This window comes from Plantactinospora sp. WMMB782, assembly GCF_049179135.1.
Classification (GTDB): domain Bacteria; phylum Actinomycetota; class Actinomycetes; order Mycobacteriales; family Micromonosporaceae; genus Plantactinospora.
The window spans coordinates 2504870-2524215 of sequence record NZ_JBMHMC010000007.1 but is presented as its reverse complement, the minus strand read 5'-3'; the positions used below and the strand labels follow the sequence as shown (position 1 = coordinate 2524215).

The 19346-nt window shown below is 71.8% G+C and carries 11 protein-coding genes; 7 read left to right on the top strand and 4 right to left on the bottom strand.

Annotation, left to right across the window (positions count from 1 at the left end; translation table 11 throughout):
• The first annotated feature begins 177 nt into the window (after positions 1–177).
• Together ACN28A_RS13590 and ACN28A_RS13585 are read left to right on the top strand one after the other, a co-directional pair.
• Positions 178–3054: a transglycosylase domain-containing protein gene (locus ACN28A_RS13590; RefSeq protein WP_421395488.1), complete on the top strand. Its 2877-nt coding sequence runs from the start codon at positions 178–180 to the stop codon at positions 3052–3054.
• Positions 3055–3204: 150 nt separating this feature from the next.
• Positions 3205–4707, top strand: coding sequence for a glycosyltransferase family 87 protein (locus ACN28A_RS13585; RefSeq protein ID WP_421395487.1), 1503 nt, complete (start codon positions 3205–3207; stop codon positions 4705–4707).
• A 57-nt stretch (positions 4708–4764) separates the two neighbouring features.
• Here ACN28A_RS13585 and ACN28A_RS13580 read toward each other — a convergent pair whose 3' ends face one another.
• Together ACN28A_RS13580 and ACN28A_RS13575 are read right to left on the bottom strand one after the other, a co-directional pair.
• Positions 4765–7362: a hypothetical protein gene (locus ACN28A_RS13580; protein WP_421395486.1), complete on the bottom strand. Its 2598-nt coding sequence runs from the start codon at positions 7360–7362 to the stop codon at positions 4765–4767.
• A gap of 12 nt (positions 7363–7374) precedes the next feature.
• Positions 7375–8154: a deoxyribonuclease IV gene (locus ACN28A_RS13575; protein ID WP_421395485.1), complete on the bottom strand. Its 780-nt coding sequence runs from the start codon at positions 8152–8154 to the stop codon at positions 7375–7377.
• A 958-nt stretch (positions 8155–9112) separates the two neighbouring features.
• Here ACN28A_RS13575 and rpsF point away from each other — a divergent pair.
• The 4 genes from rpsF to rplI all read left to right on the top strand — a co-directional run bounded on the left by rpsF (position 9113) and on the right by rplI (position 10777).
• Entirely contained in the window at positions 9113–9403 is a 291-nt protein-coding gene (gene rpsF / locus ACN28A_RS13570) for a 30S ribosomal protein S6 (RefSeq protein WP_101368798.1), read from the top strand.
• Positions 9404–9477: 74 nt separating this feature from the next.
• Positions 9478–10029 (top strand): single-stranded DNA-binding protein, encoded by a 552-nt coding sequence (locus ACN28A_RS13565; RefSeq protein ID WP_421395483.1) that lies wholly within the window; start codon positions 9478–9480, stop codon positions 10027–10029.
• 44 nt (positions 10030–10073) lie between these two features.
• A complete protein-coding gene (gene rpsR / locus ACN28A_RS13560; RefSeq protein WP_007073789.1) occupies positions 10074–10313 on the top strand; it encodes a 30S ribosomal protein S18 in 240 nt (79 codons plus the stop codon).
• 14 nt (positions 10314–10327) lie between these two features.
• Positions 10328–10777 (top strand): 50S ribosomal protein L9, encoded by a 450-nt coding sequence (rplI, locus tag ACN28A_RS13555; RefSeq protein WP_278065107.1) that lies wholly within the window; start codon positions 10328–10330, stop codon positions 10775–10777.
• 213 nt (positions 10778–10990) lie between these two features.
• On the opposite strand, the gene ACN28A_RS13550 is transcribed toward rplI, so the two are convergent.
• The gene (locus ACN28A_RS13550) at positions 10991–13753 is read right to left on the bottom strand and encodes a hypothetical protein (protein ID WP_421395480.1); all 2763 of its coding nucleotides are present in this window, start codon (positions 13751–13753) and stop codon (positions 10991–10993) included.
• Between the two features lie 458 nt (positions 13754–14211).
• On the opposite strand from ACN28A_RS13550, the gene ACN28A_RS13545 reads away from it, so the two are divergent.
• Positions 14212–18384, top strand: coding sequence for a replicative DNA helicase (locus ACN28A_RS13545; RefSeq protein ID WP_421395479.1), 4173 nt, complete (start codon positions 14212–14214; stop codon positions 18382–18384).
• A 116-nt stretch (positions 18385–18500) separates the two neighbouring features.
• Here ACN28A_RS13545 and ACN28A_RS13540 read toward each other — a convergent pair whose 3' ends face one another.
• On the bottom strand, positions 18501–19214 hold the full coding sequence (locus ACN28A_RS13540) for a maleylpyruvate isomerase N-terminal domain-containing protein (RefSeq protein ID WP_421395478.1): 714 nt from the start codon (positions 19212–19214) through the stop codon (positions 18501–18503).
• Positions 19215–19346: the final 132 nt, after the last annotated feature.

Below are 19346 nucleotides of genomic sequence, written 5' to 3'. Positions count from 1 at the left end.
GGGATCTTCCTCCGCCGGCGGGACGAGTCTTATCCAGCAAACCGGATAAGTCCGGTTTTTCCTGAAGTTGCGACATCCGTGGAGCGGCGGGACCGATCCCGGATGAAGCGTGTTCCAACTCACGGCAACCCGGTGGTGGCGCGCATGGCCATCACCGCGACCGGCAGGGTGTGACGAATGAACTCGTACGGCGATCCCAGTTCCGCGCGCGGTCGGGCCCAGTACCCGAGCGCGAACGGCGACCACGGACCAGCGGACGATGCATACCAGCGCCCGTCCTGGGACGACCCGGGAGCCGCTCGCCGCTCGTCCGACGGCGACCGTGGCGGCTGGCCCGCCAACAACGGCCGGGCCGGCGGCGCGTCGGCCCGGGCCAGCGTCAGCGGCCGGGGCTCGGCCGGCCGGGCCACGCCGCCGGGGCGGGACTCCGGCGGCGGTTGGGCCGCGCCGGTGTCGCCCGCCTCCGGCTCCGCCTCGGTCGGCTCGGCTTCCCCCGGGCGGGCCCGGGTCGGCGGCCGGGCGGGTGTCGGCAGCGCGTCGGTGCCCGAGGCGCCCGGCTCCGGTGGCGGCTACGGCGCCGGCCGGGCCTCCGCCGGCCGGGCCAGCGTCGGCACCGCCTCGGTAGGTGGCGGCGGCGCGAACGGTGCCGCCGGTCGGGCCCGGGTCGGCCGCGCCGCCGTACCGGTCTCGCCGGCCGGTCCGGGTGGACCGGACGACCCGGACGGCCCCGGCGGCCGGCGCGGGCGCCGGGGCGGCGGTGCCCTCGACCCGGCGGCGCAGAAGCGGGCCAAGAAGCGCAAGCGGGTCAACATGCTGATCGCCGCGTTTGCCGTCTTCATCATGCTGGCCGGTGGCGGCGTGGTCGCCGCGACCTACTACTCGACGAACGTCCCGATGCCCGACCAGCTCCCGCTGCCGCTGGCGACCACCATCTACGCCGCCGACGGGAAGAACCCGATTGCCAAGCTGGGTGAAGAGGCTCGGCAGATCGTCACGATCAAGCAGGTCCCGGCCTACGTCCAGAAGGCGGTCGCCTCGGCCGAGGACCGCAAGTTCTACGAGCACGACGGGGTGGACTACGTCGGCATCGCCCGGGCCGCCTGGAACAACTTCACCGGCGGCAGCAAGCAGGGTGCCTCGACCATCACCCAGCAGTACGCCCGGAACGCGTACGAGAACCTCCAGGACGACAGCTACCAGCGCAAGGCCAAGGAGGCGATCCTCGCCTCCAAGCTGAACGAGAAGTTCAGCAAGGACGAGATCATGCAGCACTACCTGAACACGATCTACTTCGGCCGTGGCGCGTACGGCATCGAGATCGCCGCACAGACCTACTTCCGCAAGCCGGCCGCCAAGCTGACCGTCGCCGAGGGTGCGGTGCTGGCAGCGGTGATCAAGCAGCCGCAGGTGGACACCTCGACCGGACACAAGGGCTTCGACCCGGCGGACAACCCGGAGGAGGCCAAGGCCCGCTGGGAGTACGTGCTCAACGGCATGGTCGAGAAGAAGTGGTTGAGCCCGGAGGAGCGGGCCAAGCAGACCTATCCGGAGGTCGAGAAGCGGAAGAGCGCCAACGAGGCCTTCGGGGTCAAGACCCCGAGGGGCAACGTGGTGAACTACGTCAAGGTGGAGATGGCGGAGCGTGGCCTCTGCACCATGGGTGCGCCGCCGCCTGGCAAGGTCGACTGCTCCACCGCGCTCCGGGACGGCGGCTACAAGATCAAGACCACGATCAACTGGAAGATGCAGGCGGAGGCGGAGAACGCGGCGCAGCGCAAGAAGGGCTCGCCGATCTACGACGAACGCAAGAACCTGATGGCCGCACTGGTCTCGGTCGAGCCGAAGACCGGCAAGGTGCTCGCCTACTACGGCGGCGACGACGGGTCGGCCTACGACTACGCGGGCCTGAACAACATTGACGGAGTCGTCAGCGGCGGCCACCCGCCGGGTTCGAGCTTCAAGGTCTACACCCTGGCGGCGGCGATCAACGAGGGCATCTCGATCGACTCGATCTGGGACGCCCGGCCCTTCACGGTCAAGGGCACCAAGATCAAGGTGCAGAACGCCGGTCGGGACGTGACGAAGAGCTGCGACCAGGCCTGCACGCTGAAGGAATCCACGATCAAGTCCTACAACGTGCCCTTCTACCACGTCACGGAGAAGATCGGCGCGGACAAGGTGCTGTCGATGGCCCGGCAGGCCGGCGTCCGGACCATGTGGGAGACCAAGGACATCCCGCCGAAGTGGCACGACCTGACCAAGGAGAAGCCGGAGGACCTGGCCCCGGACCCGTTCTTCAACGTGGTGGCGTACGGGCAGTACCCGATCACCGTGCTCGACCACGCCAACGGGCTGGCCACGCTGGCAAACGGCGGCGTCTACAACAAGGCCCACTTCATCGAGCTGATCGAGCAGCAGGACCCGGCGACCGGTCAGTGGAAGAAGATCGGCGGAGCCAAGGCCGACCCGAAGCAGCGCATCCCGAAGGACGTGGCCGACCAGGTCACCTCGGTGCTGAAGAACATCCCCAAGGTCAGCAACGGCAACATCGAGGGCCGCGAGGAGGCCGGCAAGACCGGCACCTGGGAATACGACAAGAAGGACAACGCGCACGCCTGGATGGTCGGTTACACCCCGCAGGTCGCCACGGCGGTCTGGGTCGGCAGCAAGGACCCGAAGACGCCACAGATCAAGACCAAGGGCGGCGACCCCATCGGCGGTAGCGGGCTGCCGGCCGAGATCTGGCAGCAGTACATGAGCGACGTACTCAAGGGCAAGGAGGCGCTCTCCCTGCCGGACTCCAAGGAGATCGGCGACAAGGAGGCCGGCAACGGCAAGGAGAAGCCGACGCCTCCGCCGGTCCCGCCGAACCCGGGCGGCGGCAACCCCGGCGGCGGCAACCCCGGCGACAACCCGCTCTGCCAGGGCCCGAACCCGCCGCCGCTGATCTGCGGTGGTGGTGGTCCGGGCGGCGGTGGACCGGGTGGCGGTGGCCCGGACACTCCGCCGAATCCTGACGACGGTGACGATGGCCGAGCTGGCGGCGGAGGCTAGCCATTCGCCTCGCACCACAGCGCACCGAGTGCTGATACGGCCGGCGGCCGGGTCCGACGACCCGGCCGCCGGCCCGTTTCCGACACCATCCGCCGACACGGATGGGCCGGGCCGGACAGAAACCGACCCGGTACGGCAGGATGCCTGTTCATGAGCGCGCAGTCGCCGGCTGGCATCGACGGACCTGAGCAGGCTGACCACCCGTCCCGGTCGGACGGCTTCGTCCGAGGGCTCTCCGAGGTGATCGGTGGCCCGATGGGCGCACACGCCAGCGGCGTCGAGCGCCGGGGCACCCAGAACAGTGGCCGGTTCTGGACGGCGGCCCGGATCGTGCTCGCGCTGACCTGCCTGACCCTGGCCCTGCACTGGGTGCAGAAGTCCCCCTGCCAGGACGGCGCCTGGCAGAACAACGTCCAGTACACCCGGTTCTGCTACACCGACGTGCTCGCCCTCTACTACGCGGAGGGGCTCAACGAGGGCAAGGTGCCCTACCGGGACCACCCGGTGGAATATCCCGTGGTCACCGGCTACTTCATGGGGGCGCTCGGCCTGCCGGTGCACAACATCGGGGTGGACCGGCCCGACATCAACCAGGCGCAGTGGTTCTACAACCTCAACGCACTGGTCCTCGGCGCGCTCGCGGTGGCCACCGTGGCGATGATCCTGGCCCTGCGCCGCCGCCGGCCGTGGGACGCGGCGCTCTTCGCCCTCTCCCCCGCGCTGCTGGTCACCGCCACCGTCAACTGGGACCTGCTGGCCATCGGACTCGCCGCGATCGGCATGTACGCCTGGGCGAAACGACAACCACTGGCTGCCGGCATCCTGCTCGGCCTGGCCACCTCGGCGAAACTGTGGCCGCTCTTCGTGCTCTGGCCGCTCTTCCTGCTCGGGCTGCGTACCGCCCGGGTCAAGGAGATGCTTGTGACGATCGGGACGGCAGTCGTCACCATCGTGGCGGTGAACCTGCCGGTCGCGATCCTCTATCCCGAGAACTGGCGGCGCTTCTTCGACCTGAACAGCGAGCGGGCGGTCGACTGGGGCACCCTGTGGTATATCGGCCGCTACCTGGACAGCAAGTGGAACAGCGGCAGCCCCGGTGACCAGGGGCCGTTCCAGTGGCTCAGCAACAACATCCCCACCCTGAACACCCTCTCGTACGCCCTGATCACCCTCGCCTTCCTCGCCATCGGCGCGCTGGCGCTCTTCGCCAAGCGCCGCCCCCGGCTGGCCGCGCTGGTCTTCCTGATGGTCGCGGCGTTCCTGATCTTCAGCAAGGTCTGGTCCCAGCAGTTCAACCTCTGGCTGTTGCCGCTGCTGGTGCTGGCCCGGCCGCGCTGGGGCGCCTTCCTCGCCTGGCAGTTCGCGGAGGTTGGCTACTTCCTCGCCTTCTACGGCGAGCTGCTCGGCGCCGGTGGCAAGCAGGTCTTCCCCGAGGGTGTGTTCGTGCTCGCCGCGACGCTCCGGCTGACCACCGTCGTGGTGCTCTGCGTACTCGTCGTCCGGGACATCCTGCGGCCCGAGGACGACCCGGTCCGGAGCACCTACCCCGACGACCCCGACGGCGGGGTCTACGACGGCGCTCCGGACGGCTCCTGGCTCAACCGGCTGCGCGGCCGACCGGCACCCGCCGAGCCGGCATCCGCCACGACCTGACCGGGTCGGGGCAGGGCGGCCCGGGAGCAGCCGCCGGCCGGATCGCCGTCGGCCGGGTCAGAGCCGGTAGACGACCGTCTCCCCGACGTCCTCGCGGCTGATTCCCAGGCTGTCCACCGGCAGGTCGACGGTGGCCTGCAACGGGGTGCCGGCCACCCGACCCCGGAGCACGATCACGGTACGCACGCCCATGTTCCGCAGGTAGTCGATGCTCGCCTGGTCCGGGAAGTTCGCCGTCGCCTGGCGCACCTCGGCGAGCCGGTTCGGGGTGAACCCGCTGCCGCCGTTGACGATGTCCTGGAACCGGCTGGTCGACCAGAGCATCACGTGCTGGTCGGTCTTCTGGTCCGACGGAAGCACCAGAAGCGGGCCGGTGGCGACCCGCATCGACTCCGGCTGCACCGGCACCACCGGATGCGGCGTGGTGTTCAACCCCTCGACCAGCACCAGCACGATCGGCAGCAGGGTGACCAGCCGGAGGAACGGACCGGGTCGGGGCGGCACCCGTTCGGCGGCCGAGATCTCCCGGGCCCGCCGCGCGAACGCGCCGACCGAGCCGGCGGCGAGTACGGCGAGCAGCAGGGTGACCCAGATCATCAACCGGCCGGGCGTACGCAGGCCGTCCCAGCCGGGCAGGTGCTCGAAGAGCGGAAGATAGGTCCAGGTGCCGCCGAAGAACCGGGTACCCGACGCCAGCACCCCGACGACGAGTACGGCCGCCAGCAGCAGCAGGCGCTGGCGCACCGTCCAGATCGAGAAGAAGAGGCCGGCGAGGGCGAGCGCGAGCAGGACGTACCCGGGCAGCAGGGTCGTCTCCGGCAGTCCGGGCAACCCGGCCCGGACGGGCTCGTGCAGGTCGCCCCAGATCAGCGACTCCGGCGGGGCGGTCAGGAAGCCACCCGGCGGCGGGGAGTAGGTGTGCACCTCCTCGGCGGTCCGCCGGGCGTAGGGGTGCAGTTCGGCGACCTTGAAATAGGGGATCGCCAGCAGCGCGCCGGTGGCGGCGAAGGCGGCGCCGCCCCAGAAGTCCGCCAGCAGCAGCCGGAACCCGACCGGCTGGCGGGGACGGCGCATGATCCGCCGGACCAGCCAGCTCAGCAGCACCACTACCGCGATCAGACCCAGCGCGTACGCGAAGACGAGCCCGATGCCGAAGCCGAGGCTGAGCTGCCAGGCGGCGACCAGCCAGCCGGCCAACGCCCAGCCGGATCGTCGACGCTCGGGTCGGTAACCGTGCCGCAGCGACCAGCCGTGCCCCCGGGCCAGCATGGCCAGGGCGAGCGGGATACCGCCGTTGGAGATCACGTGCAGGTGACCGGCCTGGCCGAGCAGCCATGGCGCGTACGCGAAGCCGATCCCGGCCACGACGGCGCCGATCCGTCCGGCACCGAGCTGCCGCACCAGCGCGTACGCCCCGACGGCGGCGAGCGCGTGGGCCAGTACGAAGAGGATGTTGTAGCGCAGGATCGCGGCCTCCGGGCCCTGGCCGAGCATGCCCGCCGGGGCGTACCCGAGCAGGGTGTCGGAGAAGGCGAAGGTCCAGGTCTCCGGGAAGAAGGCGTTGCTCTGCCACAGCTGGGCCGGCTTGGTCAACAGGATGTGCCCGGACCAGGCGACCTGCCAGGCCTGAAGCGTCGGATCCCAGTAGTCCTGCGGCAGGGTGTGCCGGGGGTAGCGCAGCGTCGGCCAGGTCATCAGCACCGCCAGCGCCAGCGCACCGAGCCCGGCAAGCGTCCACTCGTGGACGAGTCGACGGCCGACGGCCTGGCCGATCCGGCGGAGACGACCCGGTACCAGCTCCGGAGCCGGCCCGAACGAGGCGAACGGGTCGGCGGGCTTCGCAGGCGACTCCGCGGCTGCGGCGTCCTTGTCCGTCCCGGCGTCCTTGCCCGTCCCGGCAGAGCTGTCCGTCCCGGCGTCCTTGCCGTTTCCGCTCTGCCCGCCGCTCTTCCCCTTCTCCGCGTCCGTGCCGGTCCTGGCCTCCGTGCCGGTCTTGGCGTCTTCGTCGGCCTGGGTGTCGGTGCCGGTCCTGGTGCCCTCGTCGGACTTGGCGTCCGTGCTGGACTTGGCGTCCGTGCTGGACTTGGCGTCCGTGCTGGACTTGGCGTCCGTGCTGGACTTGGCGTCCGTGCTGGACTTGGCGTCCGTGCTGGACTTGGCGTCCGTGCTGGACTTGGCGTCCGTGCTGGATCCTGTGGTCCCGCGGGGATTGGACTCCGTGCTGTTCTCGGCGTCCCTACCTGGCGTCGCGGACCCGTCGGTCGACTCGGAGTCCTCGCCGGTCGCCCGCTTCCTGACGTCCTGCTGTGCCCTGTCCCCGGCGCCGTCCGCCGGCTTCCCGGCATCGGCGGCCTGCTCCGCGCCGGAGATCTGCGTGGCGTCGAAGGCTTGCGTGGCGTCGAGGGTCTGCGTGGCCTCGGGGGATTGGGTGGCGCCGGGAGTTCGCTCCCCGACGGGGGGCCGCGCGGCGTCGGCGCCGCCGTCCTGCTTGCCCGGGGCGGCCGGCTCGACAGCCGGGCCGGTGGTGGTCGCCCCGGTCGTGGTCCCGTCCGGGGCGGCGGGGCCGGTCGGGGCGGCGGGGCCGGTCGGGGCGGCGGGGCCGGTCGGGGAGCCGGACCGGGTGGTCTCGTTGGCGTTGGACTGGTCCGTCGACATCGGGTCCTCGTCCTACCGGCCCACGCGGTCACGCAGGTAGGCGATGTCCGCGGCCTGGCCCTCGACCCCGCCGGGGGTCTCGACGATGGCGGGCGCGCCCGCGGCCCGGACCACCGCCACCACCAGGTCCGGATCGATGCTGCCGCCGTCCAGGTTCTCGTGGCGGTCCCGGCCGGAGTCGAAGGCATCCTTGGACCCGTTGGCGTGGACCAGGTCGATCCGGCCGGTGATCGCCAGCACCCGGTCGACGATGTCCAGCAGGTCCTCGCCGCCCGCGTGGGCATGGCAGGTGTCCAGGCAGAAACCGACGTCGTACCCGCCCACCGCGTCCCAGAGCCGGGCCAGGTTGTCGAACCGGCGGGCGCAGGCGTTGTCACCACCGGCCGTGTTCTCGATCAGCACCGGCACGGCGTGCCCACCGGACTCGGCCGCCTGGGCGAACGCCTTGCGCCAGTTGTCGAAGCCCTTGGCGATGTCGTCGCCCGCGTTCACGTGCCCGCCGTGCACGATCAGCCCCTTGGCGCCGACCGCGGCGGCGGCGGTGGCGTGTCCGAGCAGCAGCTTCCGGCTGGGGATGCGGATCCGGTTGTTGGTGGTGGCAAGGTTGATGACGTACGGCGCGTGGATGTAGACGTCCACCTCGGAGTCGCGTAGCCGCTCCGCGTCGGGCCTGGGCTGCGGGGTCTTCCAGTCCTTCTGCGGATCGGCGAGGAAGAACTGGACCGCGTCCGCCTTCCGCAGGGCCGCCTCGTCCAACGGATCCGTCGCGTCGACATGGGCTCCGATACGCATGAAGGCGAGCCTACGTCGCGCCGACCGACCGGGCGGGGACGGGCGCACCTCCGTGGCCGCCGGCTCGGTGCGGTACGGCCCCGGGCGGTCCGCGTCACCGGCCGGGGGATGGATCGTTTCTCCAGGTGAGATCCGTTCGCCCGGCGCAGGTGAGCTTCGTTCACCTCGGGTCGGCGGCGGATCGGTCCACGAACACGCCGGAAAGAGGGAAGACGTGGCCCTGTCGGTCCGACGCCGCCGCGCCACCGTTGCGGTCGACCCGCTCGTCGCGGTCGCCACCGCCGCTGGCCCGCGTCGCGGCCGACGGATCGCAGGCCACTGGCCGGGGTCACACCGGTCCGGGTTTTCCCCGCCGGGTCGCCTCGGGCGGATCGAGGTGGGGTCGGGTGCCGCATGGTCCCGATGTGGTCGACCCCGGAGCGCCGGGCGCCGCTGCGACGCGGCGCCGGGCAGCCACCCTCCGCCGCCCGACCGACCCGGCGGGGGTGCCACCGTGCTGCCCCGTGCCGACCGGCCAGGTCCGGTCGCTGGCCGGACCGTACGGTCGGGCCCGGCGGCACCCGGGGGTGTGGCAAGCGTCTCGGCAGGAGTAATTGGGGCATTTTTCGCTCAACGCACAACACCGACTGTTGTCGCGTAAGATGACAATACAATAGGCTCCGCGGGGCGCGTTCCGTCCAACTCATCGGTGTGGTCGTTCCTCCCCAGGTCCCACCCAAAGAATGCGGACGGGATGCGCCCCGCGGCTCTACGTCGAAGAACCTCCTCCGGTCGGCGACCGGAGGAGGTTCTCGCGCCGGTACGCCGGGTCTGGCGACGCCCCGATCCGGCGGACCGGGTATTCTGCTCAGGTTGTCCGTGAGCGTGCCGGGATCCCTCCCGGGAGCGCGCGGCAACGACGCATGACCTCCTGCCACGGAAGGACCGTGGCCGCTAGCCCAGAGGAGGTGAGCACGTCTTGCGTCATTACGAGATCATGGTCATCCTCGATCCAAGCCTCGAGGAGCGCACCGTCGCCCCGTCGCTCGACACGTACCTCAACGTGATCCGGACCGCGGGTGGCTCGGTGGAGAAGCTCGACGTGTGGGGTCGGCGACGCCTCGCGTTCGAGATCGACAAGAAGGCCGAGGGGATCTACGCCGTCATCGACCTGCAGGCGACGCCTGCGGCGGTGGCCGAGCTGGACCGGCAGCTCCGACTCAACGAGTCCGTGCTGCGCACCAAGGTCATCCGGCCGGAGACGCGCTGACGCGTTTCCGGCACGCCCGGATCAGCCTCATCCGACCTGTCGTACTGCTCTGGCAGCCTGGCAGGGACTGATGAGTGCGCGAGGAGATGGTCATGGCAGGAGACACCACCATCACGGTCATCGGCAACCTGACCGACGACCCCGAGTTGCGTTTCACCCCCTCCGGCGCCGCGGTCGCCAAGTTCCGGGTCGCCTCGACGCCCCGGTTCATGGACCGGACGACAAACGAGTGGAAGGACGGCGAGCCGCTCTTCCTCTCGTGCACGGTATGGCGCCAGGCGGCGGAGCACGTCGCCGAGTCGCTGCAGCGCGGTGCCCGGGTGATCGTGTCGGGCCGGCTCCGGCAGCGGTCCTACGAGACCCGTGAGGGCGAGAAGCGCACCGTCATCGAGCTGGAGGTCGACGAGATCGGCCCGTCGCTGCGGTATGCCACGGCGAAGGTGCAGAAGATGTCGCGCTCCGGCGGCGGCGGTGGCGGGTTCGGCGCCTCCGGTGGTGGCGGCGGCGGTGGCCAGGGCGGTGGCGGCGGAGGCAACTTCGACGACCCGTGGGCCACGGCGGCTCCGGCCTCCTCGCGCTCGTCCGGTTCGGGCGGCGGAAACTTCGACGACGAGCCCCCGTTCTGACCCGCGTGCCGAGCACACGGGATCGTAAACCAGGAGCAAGAGCAATGGCGAAGGCTGCGGCACTGCGCAAGCCGAAGAAGAAGGTGAACCCGCTCGACAAGGACGGGATCACCTACATCGACTACAAGGACACCGCGCTGCTGCGCAAGTTCATCTCCGACCGCGGCAAGATCCGCGCTCGGCGGGTGACCGGGGTCACCTCCCAGCAGCAGCGGCAGATCGCCCGTGCGGTCAAGAACGCCCGTGAGATGGCGCTCCTGCCGTACACGGCCACGGCCCGCTGAGAGGAGGCGCCGACATGAAGATCATCCTGACTCAGGAGGTGTCGGGCCTCGGCGGTCCCGGCGACATCGTCGAGGTCAAGGACGGCTACGGCCGTAACTACCTGCTGCCGCAGGGCTTCGCGATCGCCTGGACCAAGGGCGCGGAGAAGCAGGTCACGGTCATCCAGCGGGCCCGCGCGGCCCGGGAGATCCGGGACCTCGGGCACGCCAACGAGGTGAAGGCCCAGCTGGAGGGTCTGAAGGTCAACCTGACCGCGCGCGCCGGCAACGGCGGGCGGCTCTTCGGCTCGGTGACCCCCGGCGACGTGGTCGACGCGGTGAAGGCGGCCGGTGGGCCGTCCCTCGACCGGCGTCGGCTGGAGCTGCCCGGCACCATCAAGTCGATCGGTAGCCACCAGGTGCGGGTCAAGCTGCACCCGGAGGTCACCGCACGGTTCGACCTCAAGGTCGTACCGGGCAAGTAGCCGGTCCAGGCGACGATGCGTTCCGGGGTGCCGTCCGAGTGACGGCACCCCGGATCCGTCTTTACCGGCCTCCCGCCACACCCGCCCGGCTCTCCGCGGCCCGTCGGCTTTCTGCGGCCTCACGGACTTTCCGCGACCCGTCCGGCTTTCCGCGGCCCTCGGCTCCGTCGCGGGCCGATCGTCCGGCTCCGCGCCGCGGGGCGGTCCCGGCGCTCAGCTGATCGGCTGGCCGCTGAGGGCGGTGAAGAAGACTGTGGAAAGCCCACCACCGACGACCGCCGCCGCGAACCCCACGGTGACCGCCCGCCAGGTGCGGTTGAACCAGCGCATCAGGACGGCGACCACCAGACCGGTGGCGAGCGCGGCGAGGAACCGGGGCACCCCGGCCAGCAGCGCGGAGATGGCCTGGCCGCGCTCCGACTCACAGGCACCGGAAGCCCCGGGTACGCAGTCCACCGGCACACTGCCGTCGAGGGTGAGTACCCAGACGAAGATGGCCAGTACGGCGACGGCGTTCCAGGCGGCGGTGTAGAGGACGGCGGGCAACGAGCCACTGGGCTGCGAATCGAGCAGATCGTCTTCGAGTCGTCGGCTCAGTGGGCTGGGCCGGCCGGTCCTGTTCACCGGGGAGAGCAGGCTGTCACCCGGGGTACGGCGTCGGGTCGTCGTACCCACCGCGCCGACGCCCCGGGCGGAGCCGGCCGTACCCGGGCGACCGCGACCGGGCGGGCCGGCGGGCCGGCGGCCGGGTGAGGTCGGTTCGCTCGGCCGACGCGCCGGTGACACCGGCCGGGCTGGTGGCGGGTACGCGACTGCCGGCGACCGCGGTGCCGAGTCCGGGATGCCCATCCAGCGCGGATCGTCCCCGGCGAGCCGGGTGCCGGACCAGAAGGTGTCGGCAGCGTCCGGCTCGCCCCGTGCCGCCTCCCGGAAACCACTCCCGGCCTGGTCTTCGCGCCCGCTCCGGGCCGAATCGTCGCGCCCGGGTCGCGCGTCCGGGGCCAGGCCGGCGAGTTCGCCGCGCCGCCACTCCGTGGTGTCGGTGAACCGGTCCCACTGGCCGCTGTCGGTGAACCTGTCGAACTGGCCGGTGTCGGTGCTCCGGTCGCGGCGACGACCGGAGCCGGAGCGGTCCGGCGGATCGGAGTCGGCGACCGGATCCAGCATGCCTGTGTCGGTGAGCCGATCCCACGGCCCCGCATCGGTACGCCATCCCGGGCTGGTGGCGTCCCAGCGCCGCTCCTCCGCGCCGGAACCGGAATGCCGGGCGCGGCGGTCCCGATCGCCCCGCGCGTCGGGGTCCGCGCCGGCCCGGCGCACCGGTCCGGCCTCCCGGGAGCGGCGCACCGGCTCGGCGTCCGGCTCGGATCGCCGGCGCCGGGCACCGGTGCCACCCGACTTCGACAGCGGGTCGGCACCGCGCGACCGGCGACCGCCACCGGAACCTGTCTCGTCCGCCGAGCGGACCCAACGGGCGGCTGACCTCGACTGCCCGGCACCCGAAACCGGCTCGGCCGAGGCGGTGGCGTCCGGCCGCTCCGCGACCTCCGGCGGATCTTCGGCGCGATGCCGCGAGCGGCGTCCGGGCGGTGCCGTACCGGTCGGATCGTCGGGATCCCAGCCGGCCGGTTCGGCGCGGCGGCGCCGACCCGGCACGGGCTGCGCCGAGCCGTACGTCGTGCCTTCCTCGCGTTCGCCGACCCGGCCCCACCGGCCGGCACCGGGTTCGTCGACCCGTTCCCGCCAACCGGTCGGGTCGGCCCTGTTCCGGCGGTCGCTGTCGCCGGCCGGCGACTCGGCGGCCCCGACACCCCAGCCCGAGGTGGGTACGGCCGTCGGGTCGTCGTCCGGATCGGCCCGGCGGCGCCGGCCCCGCCTGGAACTCGCGGAGCGGCCGCCGGGTCCGCTGTTGGCGCCGGCGCCGGTGGTGGGTGCGTCGGCAGCCCAGCCGCCCGAGGTGGGTGCGTCGGCAGCCCAGCCACCTGAAGTGGGTGCGTCGGCAGCCCAGCCGCCCGAGGCGGGCGGGTCGGCAGCCCAGCCGCCCGAGGCGGGCGGGTCGGCAGCCCAGCCGCCCGAGGTGGGTGCGTCGGCACCGGCGCCGGTGGTGGGTGCCGCGCCGACCCACCCGCTGGTCGGTGCCGTGCCGGCGGCCCAGTCGCTGGTGGATACGTCGCCGACCCATCCGCTGGTGGGTGCGGCGGCGGCCCAGTCGTCGGCCTCGTCCGAGTGCCGTCCGGTTCCGGTCCGCCGCCTGCCGTGCCGGCCGGCGACTCCGAACTCGTCACCCGCCGCGGCAGCGCTCCCGGTGGCCGCACTCCTGCCGCTCCCGGCCACCCCGTCGCGCCAGCCGCCGGTTCCGCCGGCCCCACCGCTCGACGCACCCCAGGGATCGTCGGTGCGCTCGGCGCCGGAACCGGCGCCCGCTGTGCCGCCGGACGTCCGCCAGGTGTCCTGGGTGCGCTCGGCGGCGGCGCCTGCTGTGCCGCCGGACGTCCGCCAGGTGTCGTCGGCCTGCCCGGCGCCGGTGTCGTCGCCGGTTCCGGCGCTCGGACCGCGCCAGTATTCGCCGCTGCTGTCCCAGGTCACGTCCGGGGCGACCCGGCGACGCCCGACTCGACCGCTTTCCGTCGCCGATCCGGTGGCCGCGTCGGGACGCTGGTGCCGGCCTCCCGGGAGCCCGCCCGGCTCAGGGTCGGCGGACCAGGCAGGGCGGTCGGTGCTGTCGGGGTACGGCCCGGGGGTGGTGGACCGGAGCGGCTCGGTGGACTCCCGGGCCCAGGACGGCGTGTAGCTGTCGACCGGCTCCGGTGCGCCCCGGCGCCGGGCCCGCCGCCGGCTCGGAGTGCGATAGGTGACGTCCGGCCGCGAATAGGGATCATCCGACCAGGACGGCGTCGGGTCGCCCCGGCCGGCGCTCTCCTGCCACTCATGTCGGGCGAGCTCACCCCGCCCTCGATCCCGATCCCGATGGTCCACAGCCGAGGCGTGACCTTTCTGGTTAGTCGATCGCGAGGAGTCTGGTAGGTCGTTCGCGAGTAGCCGTACGCAAGATTCCCGTCGCCCGATGATACGCCGTCCCGGTGGCCCGGATTTGACCAGTTTCTTTCCTCCACAAGGTGGGGATCGAGTCGGCGCAGGTCAGACGCGCTCCAGGCTATCTTCCCCAATCGGTATCCACAGCCTGTGCACAGGGCCGCACACACCTGGCCGGGAACCGTCCACAGGTTGTCCCGAGCTCCGTCCACCGCTCTGCTTGAGGCCCTGACCTCTGCGTCCGTATGGTTGCGGCCTGACCCTGCCATCCGTGTCGGCATCCCCCGGTCGAGCCGGCTGGCCAGGGCAGTGTGGTCCGTCGGCGAGCCGGAGCCGTGGGTCGGTCGAGAAATGTCGTACGTCGGCGGTTCGCTAGGGGCCAGCCGGTATGGCGGAGGGGGATGCCCGTGTCGGTCGCCGACGACATCCGTGGGGAGTCGCGCCCGCCGCATGGGCCGGCGCGACCGCCGTCCCCGCCGTCGACCGAGGCCCCGCCGGCCCGCGACGGACAGTTCGACAAGACTCCACCGCAGGACATCGCGGCCGAGCAGTGTGTGCTCGGCGGGATGCTGCTCTCCAAGGACGCGATCGCGGACGTCGTCGAGATCCTTCGCACCAACGACTTCTACCGGCCGGTGCACTCGACGGTCTTCGACGCGATCCTGGATCTCTACGGTCGGGGTGAGCCGGCCGACGCGATCACCGTCGCCGCCGCGCTCGCCGACTCCGGCGACCTGGCCCGGATCGGCGGTGCGCCCTACCTGCACACGTTGATCGCGAGCGTGCCGACCGCCGCCAACGCCTCCTACTACGCCCGGATCGTCGGCGAGCGTGCGGTGCTGCGCCGCCTGGTCGAGGCGGGCACCCGGATCGTGCAGCTCGGCTACGGCTCGTCCGGCGGCGGTGGGCGGGACGTCGACGACGTGGTGGACCTGGCCCAGCAGGCGATCTACGACGTCACCGAGAAGCGGGTCAGCGAGGACTTCGCCGTGCTCGCCGACATGCTGCAGCCGACGCTCGACGAGATCGAGGCGGTCGGGGCGCAGGGCGGGGTGATGACCGGGGTGCCGACCGGCTTCACCGACCTGGACCGGCTGCTCAACGGCCTGCACCCGGGTCAGTTGATCATCGTGGCCGGCCGGCCCGGTCTCGGCAAGGCCCTGGCGCTGGACACGCCGCTGCCCACGCCCGACGGCTGGACCACGATGGCCGAGGTCCGGGCCGGTGACCATCTGCTCGGCGCGGACGGTCGGCCGACCCGGGTGACCCACGCCTTCGAGGTCATGCACGACCGGCCGTGTTACGAGGTCGAGTTCTCCGACGGGTCGATCCTCGTCGCCGATGCCGAGCACCTGTGGCGGACCACCAGCGGAGCGGTCCGTAGCCGGGCCGGTGGAGCGCTCCGGCAGCTCCGCCGATCCGGCGAGCCGAGGCGCCAGCCGTCGAGCCCCGCCGAGCCGGAGCCCACCACCACTCCGGACTTCCTGGTCAGCGCCGCCCGGTCGCAGTCGCACTCGCGGTCGCTGATGCAGGCGTGGTCGCAGCCGCAGCCGCAGTCGCGGTCGCTGATGCAGGCGTGGTCGCAGCCGCAGCCGCAGTCGCGGTCGCTGATGCAGTCGCAGTCGCAGCCGCAGTTGCAGGCGCGGTCGCTGGTGCAGGCACAGTCGCAGTCGCTGGTCGGCGTCGACGACGGCCGCCGGTCGTCGGCTGGGCTGCTCGCCTTGGCCGAGCCTCCGGTCGCTCCGGTCAGCAGCGCCGTCGCCGCGACGCGGGTCGACGTCGTCACCACCGAGCAGATCAGGGCGACCCTGCGGACCACCGACCGGGAGCGGCGACCCAACCACGCAGTCGAGAACTGCGCGCCGCTGGAGCTGCCCGAACGCGACCTGGCCGTTCCGCCGTACACGCTCGGGGTGTGGGTCGGCGCCGGTCACCGCGTCGCCGGCCGCTTCGGCACCCTCGAACCCGAGGTCGTCGCCGGGGTCGAGCGGGACGGATTCCGGGTACGGCCCTCGGGCACCGACGACGGCTACACCATCCTCCCGGGTTCGCCGCCGTCACCGATGCCGGCCCGGGATCTCGTCGGTGGCCTCGGCGCGCTGGGCGTGCTCGCCGACAGGCACCTGCCTGTCGCGTACCTGCGGGCGTCCGAGGCGCAGCGTCGTGCCCTGCTCGCCGGGCTGATGGACGCCGGCGGCACGGTCACGCCGAGCGGCGTTCTCCGGTACACGTCGACATCGCACCGGCTGGCCCTCGACGTGCGGGAGCTCGTGGTCGGCCTGGGCTACCACTGCACGGTCACGACCGGGAGCGGAAGTGCCGCCGGCACGGAGCCGTCGACCGGGTACACCGTGGACTTCGACACCCCCGACGAGATCTTCCGGCTAGGCCGCAAGCGCGCGGCGCACCGCGCCCGTCGCGGTGCAACCGATCCGTGCCGGTCGCACCCGGGTTACCGCAGGTCGGACCCGAGTTACCGCAGGTCGGGCGCGAGGCACATCGTCGCGGTACGGCCGGTGCCGAGCGTGCCGGTGCGCTGCGTGACCGTGGACAACACCGACCACCTCTATCTGGCCGGCCGGTCGATGATCCCGACGCACAACTCGACGGCCTCGATGGACTTTGCCCGGAACGCCGCGATCCGGCACAACTGTGCGAGCGCCATCTTCTCGCTGGAAATGAGCAAGGTCGAGATCGTGATGCGGCTGCTCTCGGCCGAGGCCCGGGTGCCGCTGCACGTACTGCGCAGCGGGCAGCTCTCGGACGACGACTGGACCAAGCTGGCCCGCCGGATGGGCGAGATCAGCGAAGCGCCGCTGTTCGTCGACGACACCCCCAACATGAACCTGATGGAGATCCGGGCCAAGGCCCGCCGGCTCAAGCAGCGGCACGACCTCAAGATGATCGTGGTCGACTATCTCCAGCTGATGAGTTCGCCGAAGCGCACCGAGAGTCGTCAGCAGGAGGTCGCGGAGCTGTCCCGGGGGCTGAAGCTGCTGGCCAAGGAGGTCGAGTGCCCGGTGATCGCGGTCAGTCAGCTGAACCGCGGCCCGGAGCAGCGTACCGACAAGCGGCCGCAGTTGTCCGACCTGCGTGAAAGTGGCTGCTTGACCGCCGAGACTCGTGTCCTGCGCGCGGACACCGGCGCCGAGACGACGATGGGTGAGCTCTTTGCCACGGGCGCCCGGGACGTGCCCGTGTGGGCGCTCGACGACCGGCTGCGATACGTGCGCCGGCACCTCACGCACGTGTTCAGCACGGGCGAGAAGCCAGTGTTCCGGCTGCGGCTGGCATCCGGCCGGGAGGTCCGGGCAACCGCCAACCACCCGTTCCTCACCTACGAGGGTTGGACCGCCCTCGGGGAACTCGCCGTCGGCCACCGGGTCGCAGCCCCGCGCCATGTCTGCGCACCAGAGCAGGTCACAAGCTGGGACGATCGGCAGGTCGTCCTCCTGGCCCACCTCATCGGGGACGGGTCGATGCTGCCGCGGCAGTCGATTCGCTACGCCAGCGTCGACGAGGCCAACATCGAGGCGGTCCGCGACGCCGCGACCCACTTCGGCATCACCGCAGCCAGAGACGACTACCAGCAGGCAAGGTGCACAACGCTTCGACTGGTCGCGCCGTACCGGCTGACGCATGGCAAGCGGAATCCCGTCGCGGCCTGGGCCGACTCCCTCGGGCTGCTCGGCAGGCGCAGCCACGAGAAGTTCGTGCCGACGGAGGTGTTCAGCCTCCCGAAGGACCAGATCGCGTTGTTTCTCCGACACCTGTGGGCCACGGACGGCTGCGTCTGGACCAAGCCGGACAACGCGAAGGGGCCCACCGGCCGGATCTACTACGCCTCCACCAGCCGGCAGCTCGTCGACGACGTGTCGCGCCTCCTGTGGCGCTTCGGCATCCAGTCGCGGACCAGGACCGTCAGGAAGGGCGGCTACCGGGACAGTTATCACCTGCACATCAACGGCGTCGGTGACCAAGAGGCGTTCTGCCGGGTGATCGGCGTCCACGGCAAGCGTGGCGAAGCCGCAGCTGCACTGCACCAGCGGCTGCAGGGCGTCAAGGCCAACACCAACGTCGACACCATTCCCCGAGTCGTATGGGAGCGGGTGCGGGACGTTCTCGCGGAACGCGGGATGACGCACCGGCGGTTCGCCGCAGAGATGGGCACGCAGTTCTGTGGCACCGCGATGTGGAAGCGCAACCCATCCCGGGACCGCATCGCCCGCGCGGCGGCAATTCTCCAGGACAACGAGCTGGAGATGCTCGCCACGAACGACGTGACCTGGGACGAGATCGTTTCCATCGAGCCTGACGGCGTCGAGACGGTCTACGACGCGACGGTGGCCGGGGCGCACAACTTCGTGGCCAACGGCATAGCCGTCCACAACTCGATCGAGCAGGATGCCGATGTTGTCATCCTGTTGCACCGTGACGACTACTACGACAAGGAGTCGCCCCGGGCCGGCGAGGCGGACTTCATCGTCGCCAAGCACAGGAACGGACCGACGGACACCGTGACGGTGGCGGCGCAGCTCCACCTGTCGCGCTTCGTGGACATGGCCATCGTCTGACCAGCGCCCCGAGTGTCGACCGGGGCGCGCGACGACTCGGTGGATCCTGACGGCGCAGGGCCGCGAACAAGCCCGGCCCACCGGCTGTGACAGCCCGAGCGAGCAGCGGGAACAGTTCAGCCGAGCAGCGGGAACCAGCCGGCCGCCTCGCCGAGCACCTGCCGGTCGTGCGCGGTCAGCGGAATCCGCCCGGTCCCCTTCAACAGGTAGTCGACGTCGGACCAGTCGGCCGGACGGATCGCCTCCGCGCTGAGCAGCCCGTCCAGGGTCGCCACCGCGATGGCGACACCGTCCCGCTCCGGCTCCGGGGCGCCGGACAGGTCCACCGTCAGGTCGAGGTGGTGCACGACCGCCTCGGTGACCAGGGTGGCGAGGAAATCGGGTACCGCCAGCACGTGACCCTGGGTGCTGACGTACCCGAGCGGGTCGGTCGCGGCGGCGGCCCGGACCGCCGCCGGTGCCGTTTCGGTCCAGAGCCGGACCACCCCGCGCGGCCGGTCGAAGGCGGCGGCGGAGCGGCGCACCCAGGCGGCGTGCCGCCCCTCCGCCGGATCGCCCGGGGAGAGCCAGTAGCTGACGGCGTTCACGTCAGCCGGCCCGACCGCCGGGCTGGCGAACGTGACCAGGGCGCGCTGCGCGTCGAGGACGAGGTGCAGCAGCAGGTCGACGACGAACCAGCCCCGGCACCGGGTCGGCCGGTGCAGGTCGGCGTCGGCCAGGCCGTCGACGGTCGCGGTGATCCGGGCGTACGCGGATTCGAGCGCACGCCACGGCGCCGCCACCCGGCCGACCATGCTGCCCGCACCCTCGGACCCGTCCGTGCCGTTCACCCGGCTCACCTCCGCACATGCCGGATCCCCGCACCCGGCGACGTTCCTCCGCCCGCCCGTCGAGGACGCGCGAGGTCCGTTGCCCGGCACGGGGATCCGCGACGACGCCGGTCACCGGCGGATCCGCTCACC

Coding starts and splice junctions, on each gene's coding strand:
- ACN28A_RS13575 (WP_421395485.1), bottom strand. CDS start 8,154: ATGCGTATCGGAGCCCATGTCGACGCGACGGATCCGTTGGACGAGGCG.
- rpsR (WP_007073789.1), top strand. CDS start 10,074: ATGGCGAAGGCTGCGGCACTGCGCAAGCCGAAGAAGAAGGTGAACCCG.
- ACN28A_RS13585 (WP_421395487.1), top strand. CDS start 3,205: ATGAGCGCGCAGTCGCCGGCTGGCATCGACGGACCTGAGCAGGCTGAC.
- ACN28A_RS13590 (WP_421395488.1), top strand. CDS start 178: ATGAACTCGTACGGCGATCCCAGTTCCGCGCGCGGTCGGGCCCAGTAC.
- ACN28A_RS13580 (WP_421395486.1), bottom strand. CDS start 7,362: ATGTCGACGGACCAGTCCAACGCCAACGAGACCACCCGGTCCGGCTCC.
- rplI (WP_278065107.1), top strand. CDS start 10,328: ATGAAGATCATCCTGACTCAGGAGGTGTCGGGCCTCGGCGGTCCCGGC.
- ACN28A_RS13545 (WP_421395479.1), top strand. CDS start 14,212: ATGCCCGTGTCGGTCGCCGACGACATCCGTGGGGAGTCGCGCCCGCCG.